Below are 23,692 nucleotides of genomic sequence, written 5' to 3'. Positions count from 1 at the left end.
TAGGGTAAAAGGATAGGGATTTAACTTTGCTGGATGAATCGCCGTACTTATCCAACCGATTTGACTGACGAACAATGGCTTCTGGTGGAGCCCTATGTGTGCACCAGTGGCTACGGACGTCCGCCGTTGCATACCAGACGGGAATTGCTCAACGCCATTTTCTACCAGGGCCGGGCCGGCAGCGCCTGGTCCTTAATTGCCGCACGACCTGCCGCCCTGGCGCACGGTCTACAAGCAATTCGAAGCGTGGCGCGAGGACGGCACCTGGGACCGGTTGATGGATGGCCTGCGCCGGGCCGGGCGCCAGCCCCAGCGCGCGGCGGAGCCCACAGCCGGGGCCATTGACACGCCGTCGGTGCGGACGGGCGCTAAAAGGGGGGCTGTCATGGCGACGACGCGGGCAAGCAAATAGCGGGCTGTAAGCGCCATATAGTAGTCGATACCGAAGGGTTGCCCCTGGCGGTGCAGGTCCAATCAGCCAGCGTGCAGGACCCGGTCGGGGCCGGGGTCGTGCCGGCTGAGGCCAAAGCCCGCGCCCCGAACCTGCAACTCGTTTGGGCCGACGGCCGCTATCAGGGGCCGCTCGTTGCCCAAGCAGCGGCGGCGGTCGGCCTGCGGGTGGAAGTGGTGGGTAAGCGCCCCGGCCAGAAAGGCTTTATCCTGCTGCCCCGGCGCTGGGTCGTTGAGCGCACCTTCGCTTGGCTAGGCAAGTACCGGCGCCTAGCAGGCCGCGATTACGAAACCAATCCGCGCAACAGCGAAGCCTGGATTAAAATCTGTCTTAGAAACTTAATAATCAGACGGCTGGCTAAACGAACAATATCGAAACCTGACGATTAATTTATCCTATACCCTCTTACTCCATTGCCAATGGCCTTACGAAAGTGACGCTGCCGCTGGCGCCCAATGATGCCGTGTTCGTCGTATTCCGCAATGGCGCGCCCACAAAGTCCCTCACCTTACCCGTTGCCACCGAAAAGAAGCTGACTTCTGTTGAAGGCGACTGGAAGGTGGCGTTTCAGCCCAGCCGGGGAGCACCGGCAAACGCCACCTTCGACAAGCTGACTTCTTACACGGAAAACAGCACGGCGGGTATCAAATACTTTTCCGGTACTGCTTCTTACACCAGAACGATTACCGCGCCGGCCGGCTGGTTTGCCAGCAAAGGGCAGCTTTGGTTAGACCTCGGCGAAGTGAAGAACCTGGCCGAGGTGGTGGTCAATGGCAAACCGCTGGGCGTGGTCTGGAAAAAGCCCTTCCGGGTTGACGTTACCAACGCGTTGAAGCCAGGAGCGAATAGCCTGGAAATCAAGGTCATCAATCTGTGGGTGAACCGCCTGGTGGGCGATGCTCAGCCGGATGCCACCAACAAGATTACCTACACCTCGATGCCGTTTTACCAAGCCGACTCCACGTTGCTGCCGGCAGGTTTGTTGGGGCCGGTGCAGGTACTATCGGTCAAATAAGGCCCTTCTGGCTTTTCCGTTCGCGGCCGCCCACCTGCACGTTGCGGCCGTCGAACACGGCTGTTGACGTACTGCGCGAGGATGCCGGGAATGTCGCGGGCAAATCCACATTGCCGCCGGCCACGTCGCTGAGCGGGCTGTCCGCGAAATCGAACCGGACGTGGCGAAACGCCAGGTCCTCAGGCAAGCTTTCGGCCGTGCCATCCACCAGAATGCCGTTTTCACCCCGGCAGGCAACGTTATCGGACCGAACATTGCGAACGTGGCCCAGCTCCCGTTTTCCGGTCCTGCGGCGCACGGTGCCGCGGTCCTGCCGCGAGCTCAGCACCGTGCACCGGGTTGCCCGGCGCGTTGCCTTCGGGCAGCGTCAGCCGGCCGGGCGGCGTAAAGCCGAAAATTAATGGTGGGAAATGAAATAACGCCCCACGGGGCGGCAATTAGTATTTGATGATTTTCTGCACGGCCTGCTGGTCGCCGTGGCTGATTTTCAGCAGGTAAATTCCCGGCGCGAGGCTGCCCAAATCAACCGTCGCAGTGTGCGGGCCCGCGGCCCGGGCCTGCGCCGGGAGCGTCAGCACCTGCTGCCCGGCCAGGCTATGCAGGGAAAGCTGCACGGTTTCGGCCCGTACCAGCGCGTAGCCGATGGTGCATTGGCGGCTGGTAGGGTTGGGGAAAACCTGCGTCTCAATCGTATTCGTCGCGCCTGGCAGGGTGGCTGTGGCCTGGTTCGACACAAATTCCACGTCATCGAGGCTGGCATTTTCGCCCGCGTGGGCATCGGAGCGGAGGCCGATTTCGCACTGCCCGTTCGTGACCGTGACGTTGGGCACCTGGATGCGGACCCAGTTGCCGTTGGTGGCGGTGATGTTGGCGCTTTGCTCCGCCCCGCCGAAGCCGTTGGCGTACAGCTGGCACACCGTTTGGCCGCCGCTGCTTTGGGCCCAGGCGCGCAGGGTGTAAGTGCCATTCGGCACGGCCGCCAGCAGCTGGTAGGTGCGCACCTGGTAGGCCGTGGCTTTCTGATGAGCCAGCTGGAACGTGCTGGTGTAGCCGTAGTTCTGCGTGAAATCGGCATCGGCGTTGCCGGTATTGGCCGTCGTGCTCCAGCCCAGCGGGGTTTGGGTGGCGGCCGTGTACTCGAAGCCAGGGTTGTACACCAGCCCATCGGAGGGCGGCAGGTTGCGGAAGGCATCCATCGCCACGGTGGGCTGGCCGTTGTTGGTCCAGGCGCCCAGGCCGTAGCCCATCCAGCTGTAAGCTTCCGGCTCCCAATACATTACGCCCAGGCCTTTGCCGCCGGGCACGGCACGGGTTTTAGCCATCAGGTCGAGCAGCATCTGGCGGGTGGGGATGGGCGCGTTGGTTGGCATGCCGGTTTCCACTACCATCACCTCCTTGCCAGGGTAGCGGCTCACCATGTCGTTCATGTTGGCCTGGCACTGCGCGGTAAGCATGGGCCAGTTCGCCGTGGTGGGGTAAAGCGACATGCCGATGACGTCGTACCGGGCCCCGTTAGCAGTCAGGCCATCAAACAGGTAGCGAAACAGGCTGTTGTTGAACCCGTTGGAGACATGAACAACGACTTTGGAAGTCGGATTCACCGCCTTCACCGCAGCGTAGCCCTGGTCAACGAGTTGGGCAAAATTGGCCATGTTGGTCGAAGCCCGGCCGTCGGGCCAGAGCATGCCGTCGTTGGTTTCGTTGCCCACCTGCACCCATTCCGGGATGATGTTGTTGCGTTTCAGCGAGTCCAGCACGCTGTAGGTGTGGTCGTAGAGCGCCTGCTTCAGCTGCGGAAAAGTGAGGCTGGCCCAGGCGGCGGGCTTGTTCTGCTGGCCGGGGTCGGCCCAGCTGTCGCTGTAGTGAAAGTCAATCAGCAGCCGGAAGCCCAGGTTGCGCGCCCGAATGGCTTTGGCGACGACGTCGTTTTTGCCATTCCACCCGCCGGCCGGGTTCACCCACACCCGCAGGCGGAGGGTATTCATATCGTAGCCCTGCAAGATTTGCAGCAGGTCCTGCTGCCCCCCGGCGGCGTTGTAAAACACCCGCCCCGAGGCTTCCATCTGGGTCAGCCAGCCCACGTCGGCACCCTTGGCAAACGTGCCGGGCTGCGCCAGCAAGCGCGGGCTTGTCCCAACGAGCAGAGCCAATAGAAATAGGGTGAACAGATTGGCTTTCATAGTCCTGTCAATATGAGCTATTTGGTCCGCCTGGCAGGTTTTGGCGCGGGCTTCGGCATCGGTTTCGGCGCGGGCTGGTCCAGAAACGCATTCAGCGCGGCAGTGGGCTTGCCGTCGGCACCCCAGGCACTTAATGCGTAGCCGCTCCAGCTTTTCGCACCTTCGGGCTCCCAGTAGAAAACGCCCAGTCCTTTGTGGTTGGGCACGGCGCGCACGGCCTGCTGCACGGCCACCAGCATGTCGTAGGTGTCCTGCGGGGCCGTGTCCTCGCCGCCCACTTCCGAAACCATCACCTCCTTGCCCGGGTAGCGGGCCACCATGTTGTTGAGGTTGGCTTGCAGGCTGTCGATGGACTGCTTGTAATCCTGTTTCAGCCAGTAGGGGTAATACGACATGCCAATTACGTCGAACTTGCCGCCGTTCCGGGTGAGGTTGCCGAAGAACCAGCGGTACAGCTCGCCGTTGTTGCCCCGGTCGAGGTGCACAATGACTTTGGAGGTTGGGCTCACGGCTTTCACGGCCTCGTATCCCCTGTTAATCAACTGGGTAAGCTGGGCAAAGTTTTTGGTACTGCCTTCGGGCCAGAGCATGCCGCCGGGAATTTCGTTGCCCACCTGCACCCATTCGGGCGTTACGCCGGCGGCTTTCAGGGCCGTCATCGTGCCGAAGGTGTGGTCGTACACATCGGTGAGCAGCTGAGGGAAGGGGTGGCTGGCCCAGGCGGCGGGCTTGGCCTGCTTGCCGGGGTCGGCCCAGGTGTCGCTGTAATGAAAGTCAATCATGACGCGGAAGCCCAGCGCGGTGGCCCGCTTGGCCATCGCCGTCACCTCGGCGGGGCTGCAATGGCCGCTCGCCTTGTCGTTGGACGGGTTGACGAACACCCGCAGCCGGATGGAATTGATACCCTTGGCTTTGAGAAGCTGAAAGCAGTCCTGCGCCACGCCCTGGTCGTTGTAGAACACGTAGCCGGTGGCCTCCATTTGCTGAAGCCAGCCCACATCAGCCCCCTTGGCGAAGGGTTGGGCCGTGGCGGCCGAAGTGCAAGCCAACGAGAGGCACAGGGCGATGCCGGGGAACAAGGCCGCACGCACGGCGGCCAGGAGGAAGGTGTTCTTCATTGTTGGGTGGGATGAGATGAGAAACGGATGGGCCGGCGCTGGGCCAAGGCCAAGGCCAGAAGCGGCCAGAATGGGGGGGCAATGCCTTGGCAGAAAGTTAGGACAAAACTACCGGGTGAAGCAGCCGGGAAGCGGGGTAATTCGGCAAGAAATGGTTCTAAGCGCAACCGTACTGGTCATCTGGTGGTTAATCCAGGATTTAGGCTCAGAAAGGCCCAATTGTCCAAAGCAGGATTTATCCGGGCCGACCGGCCACTAAACGGCCCCCTGGTTGAAACCGACGCCGCGCTGGTAACTTCCGGCCTTCGGTTCCTGCTTTCCTTTCGCATATTATGGCCAAACTATTCGCGGTACTGCTCGCGTTGGGTGTTTTTCTTGCTGATTTTTCGGGCCGTGCCCAGGCCCTCAGTCCCGTCGATTTGGTGAACCCGCTGATGGGCACCGATTCCAAGCCCAGCCTCTCGAACGGCAACACTTACCCCGCCATTGCCCTGCCGTGGGGCATGAATTGCTGGCTGCCGCAAACCGGCAAAATGGGCAGCGGCTGGGCCTACCAGTACGGGGCCGACAAAATCCGGGGCTTCAAGCAGACGCACCAGCCCTCGCCCTGGATGAACGACTACGGCCAGTTTGCCCTCATGCCCATCACCGGCCGGCTGCGCTTCGAGGAGGACGAGCGGGCCAGCTGGTTCTCGCACAAGGCCGAGGAGGCCCGCCCTTACTACTACCGCGTGTACCTGGCCGACCACGACGTGACCACCGAAATAGCCCCCACCGAGCGCGCCGCCCGCTTCCGCTTCACCTTCCCGCGCACCGACAGCGCCTACGTGGTGCTCGACGCGCTGGACCGCGGCTCCTACGTGAAGCTGCTGCCCGCCGCGCACAAAATCATCGGCTACACCACCCGCAACAGCGGCGGCGTGCCCGCCAATTTCAAGAACTACTTCGTCATCGAGTTCGACCACGCCTTCACCAGCACCACCATCTACCACGACAAGGTGCTGGATGGCCAGCTGCTCGAAGCCCAGGCCCACCACACCGGGGCCGTGGTGGGCTTCCGCACCCGCCGGGGCGAGCAGGTGCAGGCCCGCGTGGCTTCCTCCTTCATCAGCCCCGAGCAGGCCGAGCTGAACCTGCGCGAAATTGGCCCCGACGACTTTGAGGCGGTGAAGCAAAAGGCCCGCGCCGCCTGGGCGCAGCAGCTGGCCCGCGTGCAGGTAGAAGGCGGCACCGAAGCCCAGCAGCGCACATTCTACTCCTGTTTGTACCGCTCGCTGTTGTTTCCGCGCAAGTTTTATGAGTTGGATGCCGCCGGCCAGCCCGTGCACTACAGCCCTTACAACGGGCAGGTGCGCCCCGGTTTCCTCTACACCGACACCGGCTTCTGGGACACTTTTCGCGCCTTGTTTCCCTTCCTGAACCTGATGTATCCGAGCGTGAACCGCCAGATTCAGGCCGGCCTGGCCAATGCGTACCAGGAGGGCGGCTGGCTGCCCGAGTGGGGCAGCCCCGGCTACCGCAACGTGATGATTGGCAACAACTCGGCCTCGGTGGTGGCCGACGCCTACCTCAAAGGCGGACGCGGCTACGACATCAACGCCCTCTACCAGGCCCTGCTGCACGGGGCCAACAACGCCGGCCCCCTCGAAGCCGTGGGCCGGGCCGGGGTGAGCTACTACAACCAGCTGGGCTACGTGCCCTGCAACGTCAAAATCAACGAAAACACGGCCCGCACGCTGGAATATGCCTACGACGACTTCGCCATTGCCCAGCTCGGCAAGGCCCTGGGCCGGCCCCACAAGGAAGTGGCCCTCTACGAAAAGCGCAGCCAAAACTACCGCAACGTGTTCGACCAGCAAACGGGCCTGATGCGCGGCCGCAACCAGAACGGCACGTTTCAGGCCCCGTTCAACCCCTTTAAATGGGGCGATGCCTTCACCGAGGGCAACAGCTGGCACTACACCTGGTCGGTGTTTCACGACGTGCAGGGGCTGATGAATCTGATGGGCGGGCCCAAACCCTTTGTGGCCGCGCTGGACACCGTTTTTACCCTGCCGCCCACCTTCGACCACTCGTACTACGGCGAGGTCATCCACGAAATCAAGGAGATGCAGATTGCCAACATGGGCCAGTACGCCCACGGCAACCAGCCCGTGCAGCACATGCTCTACCTCTACGCCTACGCCGGCCAGCCCTGGAAAACCCAATACTGGGTGCGCGAAACCCTCAACCGCCTCTACCAGCCCACCCCCGACGGCTACTGCGGCGACGAAGACAACGGCCAGACCTCGGCCTGGTACGTGTTTTCGGCCCTGGGCTTCTACCCCGTGTGCCCCGCCACCGACCAGTACGTGCTGGGCGCACCCCTTTTCCCGAAAGCTACCCTGCACCTCGAAAATGGCCACGACGTGGTGCTGAACGCGCCCCGGAACAGTGCCGCCAACCGCTACGTGGCCACGTTGCGCCTCAACGGCCAGCCCTACGGCCATAATTGGCTCAGCCACCAGGCGCTGATGCAGGGCGCCACGCTGGATTTCGACATGACGGCCGCGCCCAATTCCACCCGCGGCACCAGCCCCGACGACGCGCCGTTCTCCATGTCGAGAGCCGCGAAGCCGGGGCGCGCCAAATAAGTTATTAGATGTTCGTTGTTCGTTGCCAGATGTTTGTTGTCAGTTGTTGGTAGGCAGACAACTTCTTGGCTAACAACTAAAATATAATAACTAACAACCCGGTCACTGTTGAACGACTACTTAAAAATGTGCCGGCGCAACAGCAGCCGCTACTTCAGCTCCAGCACCACCACCGACTTGGGCGGGAGGGTCACGGCCAGGTTGCCGCCTTTCTTTTTGGCGCCTTTGAAGTCGGCCAGAGCCACGGTATTGGGCTTGTCGAAGGTGTTGTAATCGTTGATTTTGGCCGAGGTCAGCACGCGGCCGGTCACGGTTTTCCAGGTTACGCCGGGCAGGGTCGTTTCCAGCGTCAGGGCCTTATTCGGGTCGAGGTTGACCAGGGAAATGTGCACCGCGCCGTTCTTGTCTTTCGAGGCCGAGGCGTTCAGGGCCGGGATTTTTTCGGTGCCGAAAGCGTATTCCGGACTGGTGAATTGCAGGGGCAGGTACTCGGCATCCTGGTGCACCTGGTAGAGGTCGAAAACGTGGTAGGTGGGCGTGAGCAGCATTTTTTCCTTGTCGGTGAGCACAATGGCTTGCAGCACGTTCACGGCCTGGGCCAGGTTGGCGCCGCGCACCCGGTCGCAGTGGTTGTTGAAGATGTTGAGTGTGGTGCCGGCCACCAAGGCATCGCGCAGCGAGTTTTGCTGGTACAGGAAGCCGGGATTGGTGCCGGGCTCCACGTCGGTCCACACGCCCCACTCGTCCACCAGCAGCGCCACCTTTTTGTCCTTGTCGTACTTGTCCATGATGGCCGCGTGCCGGGTCACGATGGCGTCCATCTTCAGGCAGTTGCGCAGGGTGCTGAAGTACTGTTGCTCATCGAAGCCGGTGGCGGGGCCTTTCTTGCTCCAGTTGCCGGTGGGCAGGGTGTAGTAGTGCAGCGTGATGCCCCACATTTTGCCGGGGCCTATTTTCTTCATGCAGGTTTCGGTCCAGTTGGCGTCGTCGCCGTTGGCCCCGCTCACGATGCGCTTGAGCGGCGTGCCGGGGTAGTCGTGGGCGAAGGTGGCGTAGCGCTTGTACACGTCGGAGTAGTAGTCGGGCGTCATGTTGCCGCCGCAGCCCCAGCTTTCGTTGCCGATGCCCCACCAGCTCACTTTGTAGGGCTCGGGGTGGCCGTTTTTGCGGCGCTCCTGCACCATGGGCGTGTCCTCATTGGAGTTGAGATACTCCATCCAGTTGCTCATTTCCTGCACGGTGCCGCTGCCCACGTTGGCGGCCAGGTAGGGCTCGCAGCCGATGAGGCCGCACAGCTCCATGAATTCATGCGTGCCGAAACTGTTATCCTCCAGCGTATTGCCCCACCACAGGTTCAGCATTTTGGGGCGCTGGGCGGTGGGCCCCACGCCGTCGTGCCAGTGGTAGGTATCAGCAAAGCAGCCGCCGGGCCAGCGCAGATTAGGAACGTGGATTTTCTTCAACGCCTCCACCACGTCCAGCCGAATGCGGCCCTGCTTGGGCACGTTCAGGCCGGGGGCTACCCAAAAACCGTCGTAAATGCAGTGCCCCAGGTGCTCCGCAAACTGCCCCTGAATGTGCTTGCTGATGATGAGTTTGGGGTCGCCGGCCCGCACGGTCATCTGCACGGTTTGGGCCGGGGCCAGCAGCGGAGCCGACCCCAACAGGCCCAGGCTCAACACGCAGCGGCGCTGAAGGGAAGTCAAAACTGTATTCATGCCGTGGGACACAGTGCGTGGGAGAGTAGTTGCGGGAGAAGCTAATCAGGCCCGGAAAATCCGAAAGCCAATGCTTACACAATCGTTTGTGTAGCTGCAAATGTAGCTACCGCCCCACGCATTGCAATGGTGTAACATTCCTCCTTTTACCAGCCAATTCCGGCGCAAAATTATCCTTCCATTGCTACTACCCTTGGGCTTCGGCGGGCGGGTGGCTAGTATTGCAGCTGGTTTCAGCGCAATCGGTTGGGGTAATTACCTTGGCGGTTTGCGTAGTTCAACGGCCCTTTTGCTCCCGCTCACCCGCTATGACGCCCCACCCTTTCCGCCTTTTCCGCCCGCTGGCCGGTGGCCTGCTGCTGGCCCTCGGCCTCGGCCAGCCCAGCCGGGCCCAAAGCCTGCCCGCCGCCGACAAAGCCGTTTTCAAGCCTAAGTTCATCAGGCAGCAGCTGCTGAAAGCCACCCAATGGCAGTTGGCCCACCCCAGGCACAAAGTGACGGACTGGACCAACGGCGCGTTCTACGCCGGGGTATTTGCCGCCTACCAAACCACGAAATCAAAGCTGATTCTGGACTCGCTGCTGGCCATGGGCGAGCGCACCAACTGGCAGCCCGACCGCCGCTACGACCACGCCGACGACATGGCCATCTGCCAAACCTACCTCAGCTTATACCGCCTGAAACACGACCGGCGCATGCTGGCCCCGACGCTGGCCGTGGTGGAGAAATTCCGCACCGAGCCGGGGCCGGAAGTAGCCAACCACGGCATTGCCTGGTGGTGGTGCGACGCCCTGTTTATGGGCCCGCCCGTGCTCGTGAAGCTGGGCCTGATTGAGCACCAGCCCAAGTACCTGGCCCTGAGCGACACGCTGTACCAGCAGACGTACAAGCGGCTGTTCAACCACCAGGAGCACCTGTTTTCGCGGGACGCCGGCTACCTGTGGAACGCGGCGGGCGAAGGCCGCAAGGAAAGCAACGGCCAGCGCATTTTCTGGAGCCGGGGCAACGGCTGGGTGATGGGCGGCCTGGTGCAAATCCTGCAGGAACTGCCCGCTACCCACCCCACCCGCGCTTTCTACGTCGGCCTTTTCAAGGAAATGAGCGCCCGGCTCATCCAGTTGCAGCAGCCCGACGGCCTGTGGCGCTCCAGCCTGCTCGACCCGGCCGCCTACCCCGGCGGCGAAACGTCCGGCTCGGGTTTCGATTGCTACGCCATGGCCTGGGGCATAAACCAGGGCCTGCTGGACCGCGCTACCTACCTGCCCGCCGTGCAAAAAGCCTGGGTGGCCCTGAACAAGGTGGTAGCGGCCGACGGCCGGGTGGGCTGGGTGCAGCCCATCGGGGCCGACCCGCGCCGCGACTTCTCGGCCGACAGCTGGGAGGTGTACGGCACCGGCGCTTTCCTACTGGCGGGCTCCGAGGTCATTAAGCTGAAATAGCCGGGCAGCCGGCCTCCTACCGCATGCGTTTTTCTCTGAAAACTACCTGGGCCGCCGCGGCCCTGCTGCTGGCCACGCTGGCGGCCCACGCCCAGCAGCCGCTGAAAAAGAACGAAGTCCTGCTCTTTGCCTACTTCAAGGGCAACGGCGAGGACGGCCTGCACCTGGCCTCCAGCCCGGACGGCTACCAGTGGACGGCCCTCAACCACGACCAGTCGTTTCTGAAACCCACCGTGAGCAAGGACAGGCTCATGCGCGACCCGTGCATCATCCGGGGCAAGGACGGCCGGTTTCACATGGTGTGGACCACGAGCTGGCACGAGCGCGGCATCGGCTACGCCAGCTCCCCCGATTTGCTGCACTGGAGCGAGCAGCAGGACGTGCCCGTGATGGCCTCAGAGCCCACCGCCAGGAACTGCTGGGCCCCGGAAATCACCTACGACGCGCCGCACGGCCAGTACCTGATATACTGGGCCACCACCATTCCGGGCCGTTTCCCGCAGGGCGAAACCACGCTGGAAGGCGGCAACAACCACCGCATCTACTACGTCACCACCACCGATTTCAAGGCGTATTCACCCGCCAACGTCCTCTACGACCAGGGATTTAACGTGATTGACGCCACCATTCAGCCGGCCGGCAAGCGCTACGTCCTGTTCCTGAAAGACGAAACCCGCGAGCCCGCCCAAAAGAACCTGCGCGTGGCCTTCGCCGACCAGGCCACCGGGCCCTACGGCCCGCCCTCGGCGCCCATCACCGGCAAGTACTGGGCCGAGGGGCCAACGGCCATCCTGCTGGGCTCGGAATGGCTGGTGTACTTCGACAAATACACCAAGCACCGGTACGGCGCCGTAAGCTCGACAGATTTGAAACAGTGGACCGATGTATCTGACCGTGTGCAGTTTCCTCAGGGCACCCGCCACGGCACGGTGCTGCGCATCACCAAAAAAGAGCTGGCCCGGCTCACGCAAAATGCGCCTCAATAAGGGCTAAGACCGGCCTCACTCCGGATGAAATGGGCAGTCACTAGGTCAAGCCGCAAACCTGGTTAAGGACTGCTGCAGGCACGTTTCCAGGTCGAGCACCGTGTGCAGGGAATTAACTTTTTTCGCCGGAATCTGAATTTCGTAGAAGTCTTCCAAATCGGCAATCAACGCTCCTTTCCCGGTGCCGCTCAGCCCCAAATCATCGAGCAAGTGCGTGTGATTGAACACCAAACGAGGTTCATCACCCGGATGATAGCGGCGCAACCAGTTGAGTAAATACGGGCGAATGGCTGGAATGCTGCCCTCGCTCAGTACCGCCGGGTGGGGTGCGAGCTGCTGCATGGTAAATTGAAAAAGGTCCATAAAGAATAGAATGGGAGGAACGGCGGACCAACTCAACGGTCGGGGTTGGACGGTTATTGCGGGGTGGTGCGGCCCACGGCGCGGTCCAGGTCGATGGTGGCCGTTTGGTAGTCGTAGACGGCTTGCAAATACCCTAATTTGGTGCGGGTTAGGGCCAGTTCCGCATCGGTCAGGTCGAGGCGGGAGGCCATGCCGGCGCGCCACCGGTCGCGGGTGATGCGGTAGCCGAGCGCGGCCGCGCCCACGGTCTGCTGCTGGGTTTCGACGCGCCGGCGGGCTTCCTGCACGCTCGAAACGCTGGTCAGCACCTCGGCCCGAATCAGCTCTTGCTGGTTGGCCAGGCCGCGCTCGGTTTGCTGCCGCGTGATGCGGGCCTGCGCCACCCGCGCCAGCACCCGGCCGCCGCTGTAGAGGGGCACCGCCACCTGCACCCCAAGGTAGGAGCTGACGGGCCATTGGTAGTCGCCGAGCCGCAGGTTGTAGGCCTGGGCCTGGGTTTGCACGAGGCCGGTGGCGGCCAGCTGCGGCCGGCCCGCCGCCGCCGCCTGCCGGATTTGCTCCTGGTTCAGCTCTTCGGTTAGCTTGAGCTGGCGCAGCTCAGCACGGTTTTCCAGGGCCAGGGCGTAGGCCTGCTCGGTGGTCAGCGGCTGGGATTTGGCATCGAAATGCAGCGAGTCCTGCAAGGTCAGCGGGTGGTCGGCATCCAGGCCGATGGTGGTGGCCAGGATGGTTTTGGCGATGCCGATGCCGTTGGACAGGCGCAGGATTTCGGGCCGCAGGTTCTCCACGTTCACATAAGCCCGCAGCGTATCGACGCGCGAGGCCCGGCCTTGCAGCAGCAGCGAACGGGCATCGTGCAGGGCCTGCACGTTGCGCCCCAGGCTTTGCTGTTGCAGCCGGAGCTGCTCGTCGGTGATGAGCACGTTGAGGTAGGCTTTGCGCACGGCCGTTACCACGTTGCTGGCCGTCACGGCCGCGTCGGCAGTGCTGCGCACTTCATCAATCCCCGCGGCCCGGATGCCCGACTTCACCCCCGCCTGAAACAGCGGCTGGTAGACTCCAACGGAGCCCACAAAGGTCTGGTCGCCGCCCACGCGCAGGGTGGCTATCTGGTTGTCGGCCAGGCCGGCAAAGCTGCCAGGCAGGAAGGACACCGGCCGTTGGAAATTATAAGCGTATTGCCCAAAGCCCGACACGGTGGGCAGCGCCGCCCCACGGGCTTCGCGGGTGTGCTGGCTGGCTTTGGCCACGGCCAGGTTGGCAATTTGCAGGTCGCGGTTTTTCTCCCGCGCCAGGGCCACGGCCTCGTTGATGGTGAGCGGTTTGGTTTGGGCGGCGGCGGTGATGGACAACGCCAGCAGGCCGGCAAGCAGGGCGTACCACCGACTGGCGGGCGCGCCCAAGAAGGCAAAGAATTGCATGATGAGGAATGACTTGAAAAGCCGGATGTTGATTGGGTGCCGGTTGCGGTCGGGTGCGGGGCCGTACTCCACTAGGTGTGCGCGGCGATAGCCTCAGGTTCAGCCTCAGCCAGCACCGGCTGGTGCTGGCGCGAGAGGAAGGAATACACCGCCGGAATGACATAAAGCGTCAGCAAACCGGCGAATAGCAGCCCGCCCACGATGACGGTGCCCAGCGAGCTGCGGCTGTTCACCGCCCAGGCAATGGGGATGGTGCCGAAAATCATGGCCAGCGAGGTCATCAAAATCGGACGGAAGCGGGAGGCTGCCGCGGCCTGGGCGGCTTGCAGGGGCGTCAGGCCCTGTTCCTTGGCCTGGTTGGCGAACTCGACGATGAGGATGCCGTTCTTGGTAATGAGGCCGATGAGCGTGATGATGCCGATTTGGCTGAACACGTTCAGGGTCTGGCCCAATAACCACAGGCTGACCAGCGCGCCGGTGAGGGCCAGCGGCACGGTGAGCAGGATGATGAGCGGGTCAATCAGGCTCTCGAACTGCGCGGCCAGAATCAGGTAAATCAGCACCAGCGCGAAGCCGAAAGCCAGCAGCAGGCTCGACGCGCTTTCGGCGAAGTCCCGGGATTCGCCCGCCAGCGAGGTTTTGATGGCCGGCGGCAGCACTTTTTTGGCAATGCGCTGCATCTCGGCCACGCCGTCGCCCACGGTTTTGCCGGGCGCCAAACCGGCCGATACGGTGGCCGAAAGCGCCTGGTCGTAGCGGTAGATGGCGGCCGGGCTGATGCTTTCCTTGAAGGTCACGAGGTTGTCGAGTGACACCATTTCGCCGCTGCGGGTGCGGGCGTACACGGCGCGCAGGGCGTCGGGCGTGTCGCGGTCGTGCCGCTGCAGCTGGCCGATGACATCATATTGCCGGTCGTTGAAAATGAAGTAGCCGTAGCGCTGCCCGCTCAGGGCCAGCTGCAGGCTGCGCGCAATTTCGACCACCGAAATGCCCAGCTCCGCCGCTTTGTCGCGGTCAATGCTCAGCACCAGCTCGGGCTTGTTCACCTTCAGGTCGGAGTCCACGAAGCTGAGCACCGGGCTCTTGCGGGCCTCTGCCAGGAACTGGGGCAGCACGGCGGTGACGGCCGCCAGGTTGGGGCCTTGCAGCACAAACTGCACCGGCTGCCCGCCCCCAAAGCGGCTGCCGATGGTGGGCGGCTGCGAGGGAAACACCAGCACGCCCCGGAAATTCTGGGCGTTGCGGGCCAGCACGGCGGCCACCTGGGCCTGCGTGGCGGGGCGGTCTTCGGCCTTCTTGAGGAAGGTTTGCTGGATGGCCACGTTCACCGGCGCGGGCGGGCCAAACGTCATGGCCAGCAGCGAGTACGTCTGGAACAAGCCCATATTTTTGGTCGAGTCAACCACAAATTTCGATACCTCGTTCGCGTACTTTTCGGTGTATTCGTAGGACGAGCCCTCGGGCGCAACTACTACCATCGAAACCATGGAACGGTCCTCCAGGGGGGCCAATTCCGAAGGCAGCAGCCGGCCCACGGCGTAAATCAGCCCGAGGCTGCCGGCCAGCACGGGCAGCGCTACCCAGCGGCGGCGCAGGAACCACGCCAGCGAACGTTCGTAGCCCTGATTGAGGCCCACGAACAGCGGCTCCGTCTTGCGGTACAGCCAGTTGGGCCGCTCCTGGTGCTTGAGCAAATAGGCGCTCATCATCGGCGACAACGTCAGGGCCACGAAGGCCGACACCGTGACCGAGCCGGCCACCACCACCGCAAATTCCTGGAACAATTTGCCCGTGATGCCCGGCAAAAACAGAATGGGCAGGAACACGGCCGCCAGCGTAATGGTGGTCGAAATCACGGCAAAGTAGATTTCCGACGAGCCTTTCAGGGCGGCTTGCAGCGGCGTCATGCCTTCTTCCACCTTGGCGTAAATATTTTCCAGCACCACGATGGCATCGTCCACCACCAGCCCAATGGCCAGCACCAACCCCAACAAAGTCAGCACGTTGATGGAATAACCGGCGATGTACATGATGAAGAAAGCCGACACGATGCTGACCGGAATGGCGACCACCGGAATGATGGTGGAGCGCCAGTCGCGCAGAAACACGAACAGAATCACCACCACCAGCCCGAAGGCAATAAGCAGCGTCTCCTCCACCTCGGAAATCGACGCCCGAATCGACTCGGTGAAGTCCTTGCCGATGGTCATTTCGTACTCGGGCGGCACTTCCTTGCGCAGCTCCTTCATGCGGCGATAGAACTCGTCGGCAATGGCAATTTCGTTGGCTCCGCGCTGGGGCTCCACAAACACGCCCACGGCGGCGGCATTGTCTTTCAGGCCATTGAGCACGGCGGTGCGCTCGTTTTCCGCGCCCAGCTCGGCCGTGCCAATGTCACGGAAGCGCACGATGCTGTTGCCCTCCTGCTTCACAATCATGTTGTTGAAATCGTCGGCCTGCACCAGCCGGCCCAGCGTGCGCACGGTCAGCTCGTTGCGGTCGCCCTCGATGCGGCCGCCGGGCAGGTCCACGTTTTCCTTGCGCAGGGCCTGCTCCACGTCGGCGGGCGTGAGCTGGTAGGCGGCCAGCTTGGCGGGGTCGATGCGCAGGCGCATGGCGTACTTTTTTTCGCCCGCAATGCCGACGTGCTTCACGCCGGGAATGTTCTGCATGCGCTCCTTGATGATGGTGGAAGCCAGGTTACTGACTTCCAGAATGCTCTTGGTCTTGCTCTCGACGACCATGAAAATGATGCCGTCGCCGCCCGAGGCTTTTTCCACCACCGGCGGGTCCACGTCGGCGGGCAGCAGGCGAATGGCCTTGGCCACCTTGTCGCGCACGTCGTTAGCGGCCGCTTCCAGGTCGGCGTTCAGGTTGAACTCGACCGTGATGACGCTGCCCGCCTCCCGCGACACCGAGGAAATGGTGCGGATGCCGTTGGCCTCGCCAATGGACTCTTCCAACGGCTTGGTAATCTGATAGGCCATCACGTCCGGGCTGGCGCCGGGGTACGACGTGGTGACCGTGACAATGGGCGAATCGGTGACTGGGTATTCGCGCACCCCGAGGTACGAAAAGCCCACCAGCCCGAACAAAATAATAAGGACGGACAGCACCCCGGCCAACACCGGCCGCTGAATGCTAACGCTCGATAAACTCATGAGCTAAACAGAAAAATAAGGAGCAGCGCTGAGGCTGTATAATGGGTTTTTGAAGCCACAAGGCGGTCAGTAGCCAGACTTTTAGTCCGCGTCCCCGCGCCGCTTGGCGGTCGTTTGAGTATCCGTTGGGGGTCGCGGACTAAAAGTCCGCGCTGCTTAGTTGCGGGCCGAAACCGCCCGCACGGGCACGCCCTGCCCCAGCCGCAACAGGTTGGTGGTAATAACAGTATCACCCGCATTAAGACCCGTCAGTACCTGCACCGCGCCGCTACTGCGAGGGCCGGTGGTCACGTCGCGGTAGTCGGCCTTGCCGCCTTTAATGGCGTAGAGCGCGTAGCCCTTGGCCGTGGGAATCAGGGCCTGCGTGGGCACCACCAGCGCATCGGTGGCGGCGTGCAGGGCAAAGCTGATTTTGGCCGACATGCCAGGCACCAGCTGGCGCCTGGCATTGGGACTGAGGGCCTTCACCAACAGGCTGCGGGTGCTCACGTCGGTGCGCGGCTCGGTGGCGACGATGCGGCCCGACTGCGGCGCCAGGCCGTTTTCGGTGGTGAACTGGATGGTCTGGCCGGGCCGGACTTCGGCGGCATAGCGCTCGGGCACGGTGAAGGTGACTTCCACCTGGCTCACGTCTTCGAGCGAAGTGAGCACGGTGCTGGGCGTTACGTAAGCGCCCACGTCCACTTTGTTGAGGCCGATTCTGCCGGCGAACGGGGCCCGAATCCGGGTCTTGGCCAGCTCCACATCCACGGCCTGAATGTCGGCCTGCAGTACCTGTAAGTTGGTCGAAACCTGGTCGTACTCCTGCTGCGTCACCGATTCCGTGGTGAGCAGGCCACGCATGCGCCGGTCATCGAGCAGGGCCAGCTTTTCCTGGAGCTTGAGCTTGTGGCGGCGGGCCTGCAGGTCGGCGTCATCGAGCCTGAAAAGTAGGGTGCCGCCGGCCACCGTGGTGCCTTCGTGGGCATAGATGCCGGTGACTTTGCGGGCCACCTCGCTCACCAGCTGCACTTCCTGGTTGGCCTGAATGGTGCCGGTGGCTTGCAGCTCGTCGGGCACGGCGGTGGCCCGCACCACGTAGTCATCCACCAGCACCGCCGGGGGCGGGCCGGCCGTGGCCGTTTCGGAAATTACCACCGCGTTTTTCTTCGCCGACAATATTTTGGGCAGGCCAATTCCCAGCAGGATGACCAGCACGAGGGCGCTCAGCAGCAGCGCCCGGGGTTGGGTGAATGTAGGTGTCATAGGTGGTCGGAATTGAGGGAAACGTATTAATTAATAATAATGCGTTAATGCGTTTTGGTAAAAAAAATTCGCTTCGGCAGCTTGTCATCAACTTCTGTGGCCGATGCTAAAGGCCCCCAGCGCTAACTGTGAGCGTGTTTTCCATAAACACATAAACAAGCATTGATGTTTTCGGGATTTAAAAAACCAGCTGACTATTTCTATCAGCTGGTCCGGTAAGGCCTATTTGCTTTTCAGCAGCTGAAGAAAGCTTTCCAGCTCCTGGAGCTTCTCGGCATTCACCGACAGGTGCACGCAGCGGCCCTCTTTGTGCGACTCCACCAGCCCGGCTTCTACCAACGCTTTTACGTGGTGCGACATCGACGGCTGGCTGACGGGCGCAACGTCAAACAAATCAGCACAAGCCACTTGCGGGGCCTGCGAAATCTCCTGTAGGATGCGCAGGCGGTTCGGGTCGCTCAGGGCTTTGGCGATTTTAACGAGGGACTTGGTATCCATTGAGCGTAAAGATACTAAACACATGTGCATGTGTTAATGAGTGCTCAACCGCTTTGCCCGCCGATTGGTTCTTGCCACCTTCTTTACGGACTCGCAACTGCTCGGGCCACCACCCTATTAGAACCAACAACCTGAACATAATCAATACCTGGCCCGAGCATCGCACCGCACCGCCCCCTTACGTTTCGGGCAAAACCCGGAAGAAGCTAAAAGCACCCTGAAAGGCAAAAAACGCAGCCCTTGAGCGGAATAATCCACCCAAGAGCTGCGCCCAACGAAGTCGTATTGCTCACCGCACGGGCTTCGCCTCAGCCGTTCATGGCCTGGAAAGCTGCCGCCGGGTCGGCAAGCGACAGCTGGTAGATGCCGGCCGTGTTGCCCACGTGGATTTCGTATTCGTCCTGCTCCAGCGCCTGCACAAGCTCTTCGGCCACCTGGGCGGGCGGAATGCCATTCGCGCCGCCGATATCCTGCGAGAAATCGGTGTTCACGAGCGGGGGCATCAGCTCAAATACCTTTACCGAAGTAGCAGCCAGCGCGAAGCGCAAGGACTGGGTGTAGGAGTGCAGAGCCGCCTTGCTGGCGCTGTACGTGGCTATTGAACCAGTGGGCGCGAAGGCCACAATGGACGACACGTTGACGATGGCGGCAGCCGGCTGGCGCTTGAGCAAGGGCAGCAGCAGCTCGTTGAGGCGAATGATGGCCAGGTAGTTGGTCAGCATTTCCGCTTCGGCCCTGGCAAACGTGCCGTTGTCCAGCACGAGACTGTGGACAAAGGCCGCACCGGCATTATTGATGACCAGATTGAGCGCGGGGTACTCCTGGGCGAGTTGGGCGACCAGGCGCTCCACGTCGTCCGCTTTGCTCACGTCGCCGGCAATGGCCGTCACGCCCGGCAGCTGCGCGGCGGCTTGCCGCAGGCGCTCGGCGTTGCGGCCGGTGATGATGACGCGGTTGCCATTGGAGGAAAGGAGCCTGGCCAGTTCGAAGCCAATGCCCGCACTGCCGCCGATGATGAGGATGGTGTTGTCTTGCGTGTTCATGGTGAAGAGAAAAATGCGGCTGAAGTTATTCAGCTGGAAAAATGGTGTGGGTAAGCCGGCTGGGCCCATGGCCGGTCGTTTTTACTGCCTAAATAACTTTAGGGTGGACAAATGTATATCTTCGTTACTTTACCGGCAATAATTATTTTTAACGGTAAAGCATTGATGCCCGTCCCAAACTGCTTTCTGCGTTGTCAGGAATTGATTCAGGGCATTTTACTGGCTAATTATTTTTTTGCCGGTCCGCTTTTTTCAATCAATTGGCTCTGGAATAAATCAACTGTGCCTATTCAAGAGAGGACGGCAGCCGGAATTAGCGGGGAGCATTTCCGGAATAAGTCGGCCCTTCGTTTTACTGGCAAAGAAGGCATTGCCTGTAAAGTATTCCATATCTTTGCAGTCGGGAAAAGTGGGGTTACGCCCCTGGCCATTATGCTGATTCCCATTGACTAATTATATTATTACTGTGCCCTATGCCCCTTTCTGACCCCAAATCGGCCATTAAAGACAAGTATCTCTGTATCGATTTTCTCAACACCGAGTACGCCAGCAAGCAGGGCCCGGTCGAGCGGCTCCAAACGGCACAGCAGGTGGCCGACTGGCTCATTGAGCGCGGTGTTTTCACCGACCCCGCCGACTTAGCCGCCCTTCGCAAGTGGGCCAGTGAAGTGCCGGAGCAGGTGGTGGCGCAGTTTCAGGCGCTGCGGGCCGACCTGCGGCCGCTCTTCGCGGCGCTGCACGCCCAGCAGCCCCTCCCCCCGGCCGAACTCGCCCGCCTGCAGGCCCTGTTGCGCAGCGGCTCCCGCTCGGGGCAGCTGGTGCTCACCGATGATGGCCACTGGCAGCTTCAGTCCCGGCTGGAGCTGCGCGAGTCCGCGCACCTGGCCGTGCCCCTGGCCGAATCTTTTGCCGAGCTGGCAGTTGCCGCCGAGGCCGGGCGCGTCAAGGCCTGCTCGAATCCGCACTGTACGGTCTTTTTTTTCGATACCACCAAGAACCAGAGCCGGGCGTGGTGCGCTACGTGCGGCACCCAGGCCAAAGCCTTGCGCTACTACCACAAGCAGAAAGCGAAAGCCTGAGCACGCGGCAACGCCGCCGCTTTGCACTTCATCCCTTCCAGCACTTTTTTCTGCATGGCCCACCTACTCGATAATCCGGTTTGGAACGCACTGATTTCAGGCAATGAAAGCCTGGCGAACGGCGACGAGCGGGCGAAATATTTCCCGAGGGACGTGTCGCCTTTCGTGGGCCTGGCGGCCATCACGCCGGCCGGGCTGGTGGCCCTCCACGACCTTATTCCCTTCGAAGGCACTTTTGGCGTGGTTACTCCCGACGAGCTGACGATTCCGGCGCTGTGGACAGTGGTGCGGCACACGAGGGTGCTGCAGCTGGTGCATGATGCCCCGGCAGAGCCCGTGGCGGCGCAGCAGGCGCTGGTTCCGTTGCGGGAGCAGCACGTGCCCGCCATGCTCGCCCTCACCAGAATGACCAATCCCGGGCCATTTTTTCAGAACACCATCGCCTTTGGCCATTACGAGGGGATTTTTCAGGGAACGGAGCTGGTGGCCATGGCCGGCCAGCGGCTGCACCCGCGCCCATATGCCGAAATCAGCGCGGTGTGCACCCACCCGGACCACCTCGGCCAGGGGCATGCCCGCCAGCTGCTGCTCAGCCAGATTCGCCGGATAAAAGCAGCCGCGGGCATCCCCTTCCTGCACGTGAGAGCCGACAACGCCAGGGCCATTGCCGTGTATAAATTCCTGGGGTTTGCAGTTCGCCGGGAATTGTCGATTTATACGATTCAGCAGCAGCACGCGTAGACTTGCTGCTAAATTCCGGTCCTTTGGGCCGCCTCGCACCAATTCCTCTCCATGTTATCCGAACCGAGTTACCTGGGGGCCCGCATGGTGGCCCCGGCCATTGCCGCGCATTTTGCCCACCACCTGGCGCTGACCACGGCCGGCGGGGCCGCCCTGGGGCCGCCCCCGGCCGTGCCGTTGCTGGAAGCGCTGATTGATGTGGCGTTCTGGACCAGCCTGCGCCAGGAAGAAGGCCACCCGCCCAAAATATCGCTGGCCCTGCTGTCGTCCGCGCAAACGACGGCCCCGCTGGAGCTGGCCCACCGCCTGCGCCTCACGCCGCACAACCTGCTCAAGCTGGCGCCGGCGGTGGAGCAGCCGGGCACCCACCTGGGCGTGTGGGCCGAGGGCGACGACCTCTACATCTGGGGCACCGCCACGCGCCTGCCCGCGCTGTGCCTGGTGCTGGAAGTGGTGGAGCCCGGCTTGCTCGTGGTCAAGCATTCGCGCCAGGAGGGCCTGGGCAAGTTCATCAACGTGGCCGTGCTGCGCGGCGACCAGCTGCAGATGGTGGACGAAGAAAACCGGGAGCTATTGGACTGCCCGGCGCTGCTGGCCTCGCTCTACGGGATGCCGCTGCTGGCCCAGGCCGGCACGGCCGTGAACGTGCTGGTAGAGCTGGCCGCCGCCATGCGCCTGCACGGCCGGGGCGGACTGGTGCTGCTGGTGCCGCCGCAGTCGGCCACGTGGCAGGCCTCCATTGTGCAGCCCCTGAAATACCCCGTGCTGCCGCCCTTTGGCACTATTGCCGAGCTGCTGCACCGGGGCACCACCGGGCCGCTCAGCCAGGAATGGCAGGAAAGTCTGCTCCGTGCCATTGGCGTAGTGGGCGGCTTTACGGCCGTCGACGGCGCCACCGTGCTCACGCAAGGCTACGAAATGCTGGCCTTCGGGGCGAAGGTGACGCGGGCGGCCACCAGCACGCCCGTCGAGCAAATGGTCATCACCGAGCCCGTGGTGGGCAGCCAGCCGCGCACCGTGCACCCTGCCCAAAACGGCGGCACCCGCCACCTGGCCGCCGCCCAGTTTGTGCACGACCAACGCGACTCTCTGGCGCTGGTGGCCTCGCAGGACGGCTTCTTCACGCTCTTTGCCTGGTCGAACCGGCTTGAGATGGTGCACGCGCACCGCATCGACGTCTTGCTGCTTTGAATGACCGGTTGAGTTATCGGAACGAGCACCTCGAATTTTCAATTTGGGGTGCTCGTTCCAGTTTACCCACAGAAGTTACGCAGTCACCTTGCCGCAAAGCGGCGGCACCTACCGCGAGCCAAGAGTGCCGCCGCTTTGCGGCTAAGGTGAGGCACCAATTGTGGAAATCCTAAGCCCATCAAAAGCCTACTGCCTGGACTGCCTGGCACACTTCAACAAACCGCGCATTCGTAGGTTGGCTACCGGCTTGCGTCGACGCCCTCACCACCAGCTCGGACTTTAACTCGATGCTTTGGGCGGGCAGCACCGGCTTGTTTTTCGTGATTGCGTGGAACAGGATGCGGGCGGCTTCCTTGCCCACCGCATAGGCGGGCTGAGTGATGGTGGTGAGGCTGGGGGCGAGCAGCGAAGCGGTTTCCATGTTGGAAAACCCGATGATTTTGATGGCCTTCGGAATGGCAATTCCCAGGCTTTGGCAGGCGTGGTAGCTGCTCAGAGCCAGGCGCTCGACAGAGGCAAAGATGCCGTCGACCTGCGGGTTCTGCCGCAGAAAGTGCCTGATGCGTACCAGGTTTTCATCGTTCGGGCCGCTGCCGTTGAGCACCAGGCCGGCGTCGTAGGGAATGTGGTGGTCGTGCAGGGCCGCCAGGTAGCCCTGCATGCGCTTGCTGCCAATCGACAAGTTCTCGGACACCAGCAGGTAGGCGATGCGGCGGCACCCGGCCCGGATGAGGTGCTCGGTGGCCTTGTAGCCGCTCACGTAGTCGTCGGTGGTCACGGTGGCCGTGTTCAGCTTTTTGCTCACCCGGTCGAACTGGACCATGGGAATTTCCAGCTTCTTCAGCTTTTCGAGGTGGCTGATGTTGCGGGTGCCGCTGGCCAACGACACCAGAATGCCATCGACGCGCCCGCTGGTGAGGTATTGGGACACTGATTTTTCCTGCTCTTCGCTGTCGTGCGTCAGGTAAATGAGGACGTGGTAGCCATTTTGCTGCGCCACTTCCTCGATGCCGTTGATGGCCGAGGAGAAAAAATGGTTGTCGACCTCGGGCAAAATCACCCCGATGGTTTTGGTCACGTTGTTGCGCAGGCTGCCGGCGTACGGGTTGGGCTGGTAGTCGAGCTGCCGGGCCATCACCTGCACCCGCTCGCGGGTCGCGGTGCTGATTTCGTAGCTGTCGCGCAGCGCCCGCGACACCGTGGACGACGACAGGCCCAGCTGGCCGGCCAGCTGCTTGAGGTTGATAGCACTCATGGGAAGAATCGGGGTTAGTACCGGGGCCAGCATCGGGAGCTGCGGCCTGAACAGCCACCGGCAGAATGAAAAAGCAGCCAGAAAAAGGCCCTGTCAGGCCGACAAAACCGCCAGGATTCACCCGTATTACCGCGGCGAGGTGGTGGCTTTTTTCC

The 23,692-nt window shown here is 62.2% G+C and carries 20 protein-coding genes and 2 pseudogenes; 11 read left to right on the top strand and 11 right to left on the bottom strand.

What is annotated here, in order from left to right:
• Window positions 1–33: 33 nt before the first annotated feature.
• From J4G38_RS29165 to J4G38_RS12985, 4 genes and pseudogenes are all read left to right on the top strand, one after another.
• Window positions 34–186 (top strand): annotated as a pseudogene (locus J4G38_RS29165) (transposase); the annotation flags it as partial.
• Window positions 187–196: 10 nt separating this feature from the next.
• Window positions 197–412 (top strand): transposase, encoded by a 216-nt coding sequence (locus J4G38_RS29160; protein WP_394371037.1) that lies wholly within the window; start codon window positions 197–199, stop codon window positions 410–412.
• Window positions 400–840: pseudogene (locus tag J4G38_RS12990) on the top strand (transposase); the annotation flags it as partial. The gene J4G38_RS29160 and the pseudogene J4G38_RS12990, both read left to right, overlap by 13 nt.
• Before the next feature lie 44 nt (window positions 841–884).
• Window positions 885–1,466, top strand: coding sequence for a glycosylhydrolase-like jelly roll fold domain-containing protein (locus J4G38_RS12985; RefSeq protein WP_226163380.1), 582 nt, complete (start codon window positions 885–887; stop codon window positions 1,464–1,466).
• Here J4G38_RS12985 and J4G38_RS12980 read toward each other — a convergent pair.
• The 3 genes from J4G38_RS12980 to J4G38_RS12970 all read right to left on the bottom strand — a co-directional run bounded on the left by J4G38_RS12980 (window position 1,459) and on the right by J4G38_RS12970 (window position 4,764).
• Complete coding sequence (locus J4G38_RS12980) at window positions 1,459–1,794, bottom strand: hypothetical protein (protein ID WP_210520087.1); 336 nt, start codon at window positions 1,792–1,794, stop codon at window positions 1,459–1,461. The genes J4G38_RS12985 and J4G38_RS12980 overlap by 8 nt on opposite strands.
• Before the next feature lie 109 nt (window positions 1,795–1,903).
• Window positions 1,904–3,646 (bottom strand): glycosyl hydrolase 53 family protein, encoded by a 1,743-nt coding sequence (locus tag J4G38_RS12975; protein WP_210520088.1) that lies wholly within the window; start codon window positions 3,644–3,646, stop codon window positions 1,904–1,906.
• A 17-nt stretch (window positions 3,647–3,663) separates the two neighbouring features.
• Window positions 3,664–4,764 (bottom strand): glycoside hydrolase family 53 protein, encoded by a 1,101-nt coding sequence (locus J4G38_RS12970; protein WP_210520090.1) that lies wholly within the window; start codon window positions 4,762–4,764, stop codon window positions 3,664–3,666.
• A gap of 332 nt (window positions 4,765–5,096) precedes the next feature.
• On the opposite strand from J4G38_RS12970, the gene J4G38_RS12965 reads away from it, so the two are divergent.
• Window positions 5,097–7,397 (top strand): GH92 family glycosyl hydrolase, encoded by a 2,301-nt coding sequence (locus J4G38_RS12965; RefSeq protein ID WP_210520092.1) that lies wholly within the window; start codon window positions 5,097–5,099, stop codon window positions 7,395–7,397.
• A gap of 149 nt (window positions 7,398–7,546) precedes the next feature.
• Here the strand turns inward: J4G38_RS12965 and J4G38_RS12960 are convergent, their stop codons facing one another.
• The gene (locus tag J4G38_RS12960; protein WP_317198197.1) at window positions 7,547–9,115 is read right to left on the bottom strand and encodes an alpha-N-arabinofuranosidase; all 1,569 of its coding nucleotides are present in this window, start codon (window positions 9,113–9,115) and stop codon (window positions 7,547–7,549) included.
• 308 nt (window positions 9,116–9,423) lie between these two features.
• Here J4G38_RS12960 and J4G38_RS12955 point away from each other — a divergent pair, with 308 nt between their 5' ends.
• Window positions 9,424–10,554 (top strand): glycoside hydrolase family 88/105 protein, encoded by a 1,131-nt coding sequence (locus J4G38_RS12955; RefSeq protein ID WP_210520093.1) that lies wholly within the window; start codon window positions 9,424–9,426, stop codon window positions 10,552–10,554.
• Between the two features lie 23 nt (window positions 10,555–10,577).
• A complete protein-coding gene (locus J4G38_RS12950) occupies window positions 10,578–11,540 on the top strand; it encodes a glycoside hydrolase family 43 protein (protein WP_210520095.1) in 963 nt (320 codons plus the stop codon).
• A gap of 45 nt (window positions 11,541–11,585) precedes the next feature.
• Here J4G38_RS12950 and J4G38_RS12945 read toward each other — a convergent pair whose 3' ends face one another.
• The 6 genes from J4G38_RS12945 to J4G38_RS12920 form a co-directional block, all read right to left on the bottom strand.
• The gene (locus J4G38_RS12945) at window positions 11,586–11,903 is read right to left on the bottom strand and encodes a hypothetical protein (RefSeq protein WP_210520097.1); all 318 of its coding nucleotides are present in this window, start codon (window positions 11,901–11,903) and stop codon (window positions 11,586–11,588) included.
• 53 nt (window positions 11,904–11,956) lie between these two features.
• Window positions 11,957–13,324: a TolC family protein gene (locus J4G38_RS12940; protein WP_210520100.1), complete on the bottom strand. Its 1,368-nt coding sequence runs from the start codon at window positions 13,322–13,324 to the stop codon at window positions 11,957–11,959.
• A 71-nt stretch (window positions 13,325–13,395) separates the two neighbouring features.
• Complete coding sequence (locus J4G38_RS12935; RefSeq protein WP_210520102.1) at window positions 13,396–16,485, bottom strand: efflux RND transporter permease subunit; 3,090 nt, start codon at window positions 16,483–16,485, stop codon at window positions 13,396–13,398.
• Window positions 16,486–16,641: 156 nt separating this feature from the next.
• Window positions 16,642–17,730: an efflux RND transporter periplasmic adaptor subunit gene (locus tag J4G38_RS12930; protein ID WP_210520104.1), complete on the bottom strand. Its 1,089-nt coding sequence runs from the start codon at window positions 17,728–17,730 to the stop codon at window positions 16,642–16,644.
• Between the two features lie 222 nt (window positions 17,731–17,952).
• A complete protein-coding gene (locus J4G38_RS12925; protein ID WP_210520106.1) occupies window positions 17,953–18,228 on the bottom strand; it encodes an ArsR/SmtB family transcription factor in 276 nt (91 codons plus the stop codon).
• A 308-nt stretch (window positions 18,229–18,536) separates the two neighbouring features.
• Window positions 18,537–19,271, bottom strand: a complete 735-nt coding sequence (locus J4G38_RS12920; protein ID WP_210520108.1) for an SDR family oxidoreductase — start codon at window positions 19,269–19,271, stop codon at window positions 18,537–18,539.
• Between the two features lie 111 nt (window positions 19,272–19,382).
• Here J4G38_RS12920 and J4G38_RS12915 point away from each other — a divergent pair, with 111 nt between their 5' ends.
• Genes J4G38_RS12915 through J4G38_RS12900 form a run of 4 tightly spaced genes read left to right on the top strand, consistent with a single transcriptional unit; the run spans window position 19,383 to window position 22,282 of the window.
• Window positions 19,383–19,724: a hypothetical protein gene (locus tag J4G38_RS12915; RefSeq protein ID WP_210520110.1), complete on the top strand. Its 342-nt coding sequence runs from the start codon at window positions 19,383–19,385 to the stop codon at window positions 19,722–19,724.
• A gap of 20 nt (window positions 19,725–19,744) precedes the next feature.
• On the top strand, window positions 19,745–20,350 hold the full coding sequence (locus tag J4G38_RS12910; RefSeq protein ID WP_210520112.1) for a CGNR zinc finger domain-containing protein: 606 nt from the start codon (window positions 19,745–19,747) through the stop codon (window positions 20,348–20,350).
• A 54-nt stretch (window positions 20,351–20,404) separates the two neighbouring features.
• On the top strand, window positions 20,405–21,091 hold the full coding sequence (locus J4G38_RS12905; protein WP_210520114.1) for a GNAT family N-acetyltransferase: 687 nt from the start codon (window positions 20,405–20,407) through the stop codon (window positions 21,089–21,091).
• A 51-nt stretch (window positions 21,092–21,142) separates the two neighbouring features.
• Entirely contained in the window at window positions 21,143–22,282 is a 1,140-nt protein-coding gene (locus tag J4G38_RS12900; RefSeq protein WP_210520116.1) for a putative sensor domain DACNV-containing protein, read from the top strand.
• Window positions 22,283–22,460: 178 nt separating this feature from the next.
• Here J4G38_RS12900 and J4G38_RS12895 read toward each other — a convergent pair whose 3' ends face one another.
• A complete protein-coding gene (locus J4G38_RS12895; RefSeq protein ID WP_210520118.1) occupies window positions 22,461–23,537 on the bottom strand; it encodes a LacI family DNA-binding transcriptional regulator in 1,077 nt (358 codons plus the stop codon).
• Window positions 23,538–23,692: the final 155 nt, after the last annotated feature.

Origin of the sequence: Hymenobacter terricola (assembly GCF_017921975.2) — a bacterium.
GTDB classification, from domain to species: Bacteria; Bacteroidota; Bacteroidia; order Cytophagales; family Hymenobacteraceae; genus Hymenobacter; species Hymenobacter terricola.
The sequence above is the reverse complement of the archived record's forward strand: the minus strand, read 5'-3'. Positions and strand labels throughout refer to the sequence as shown.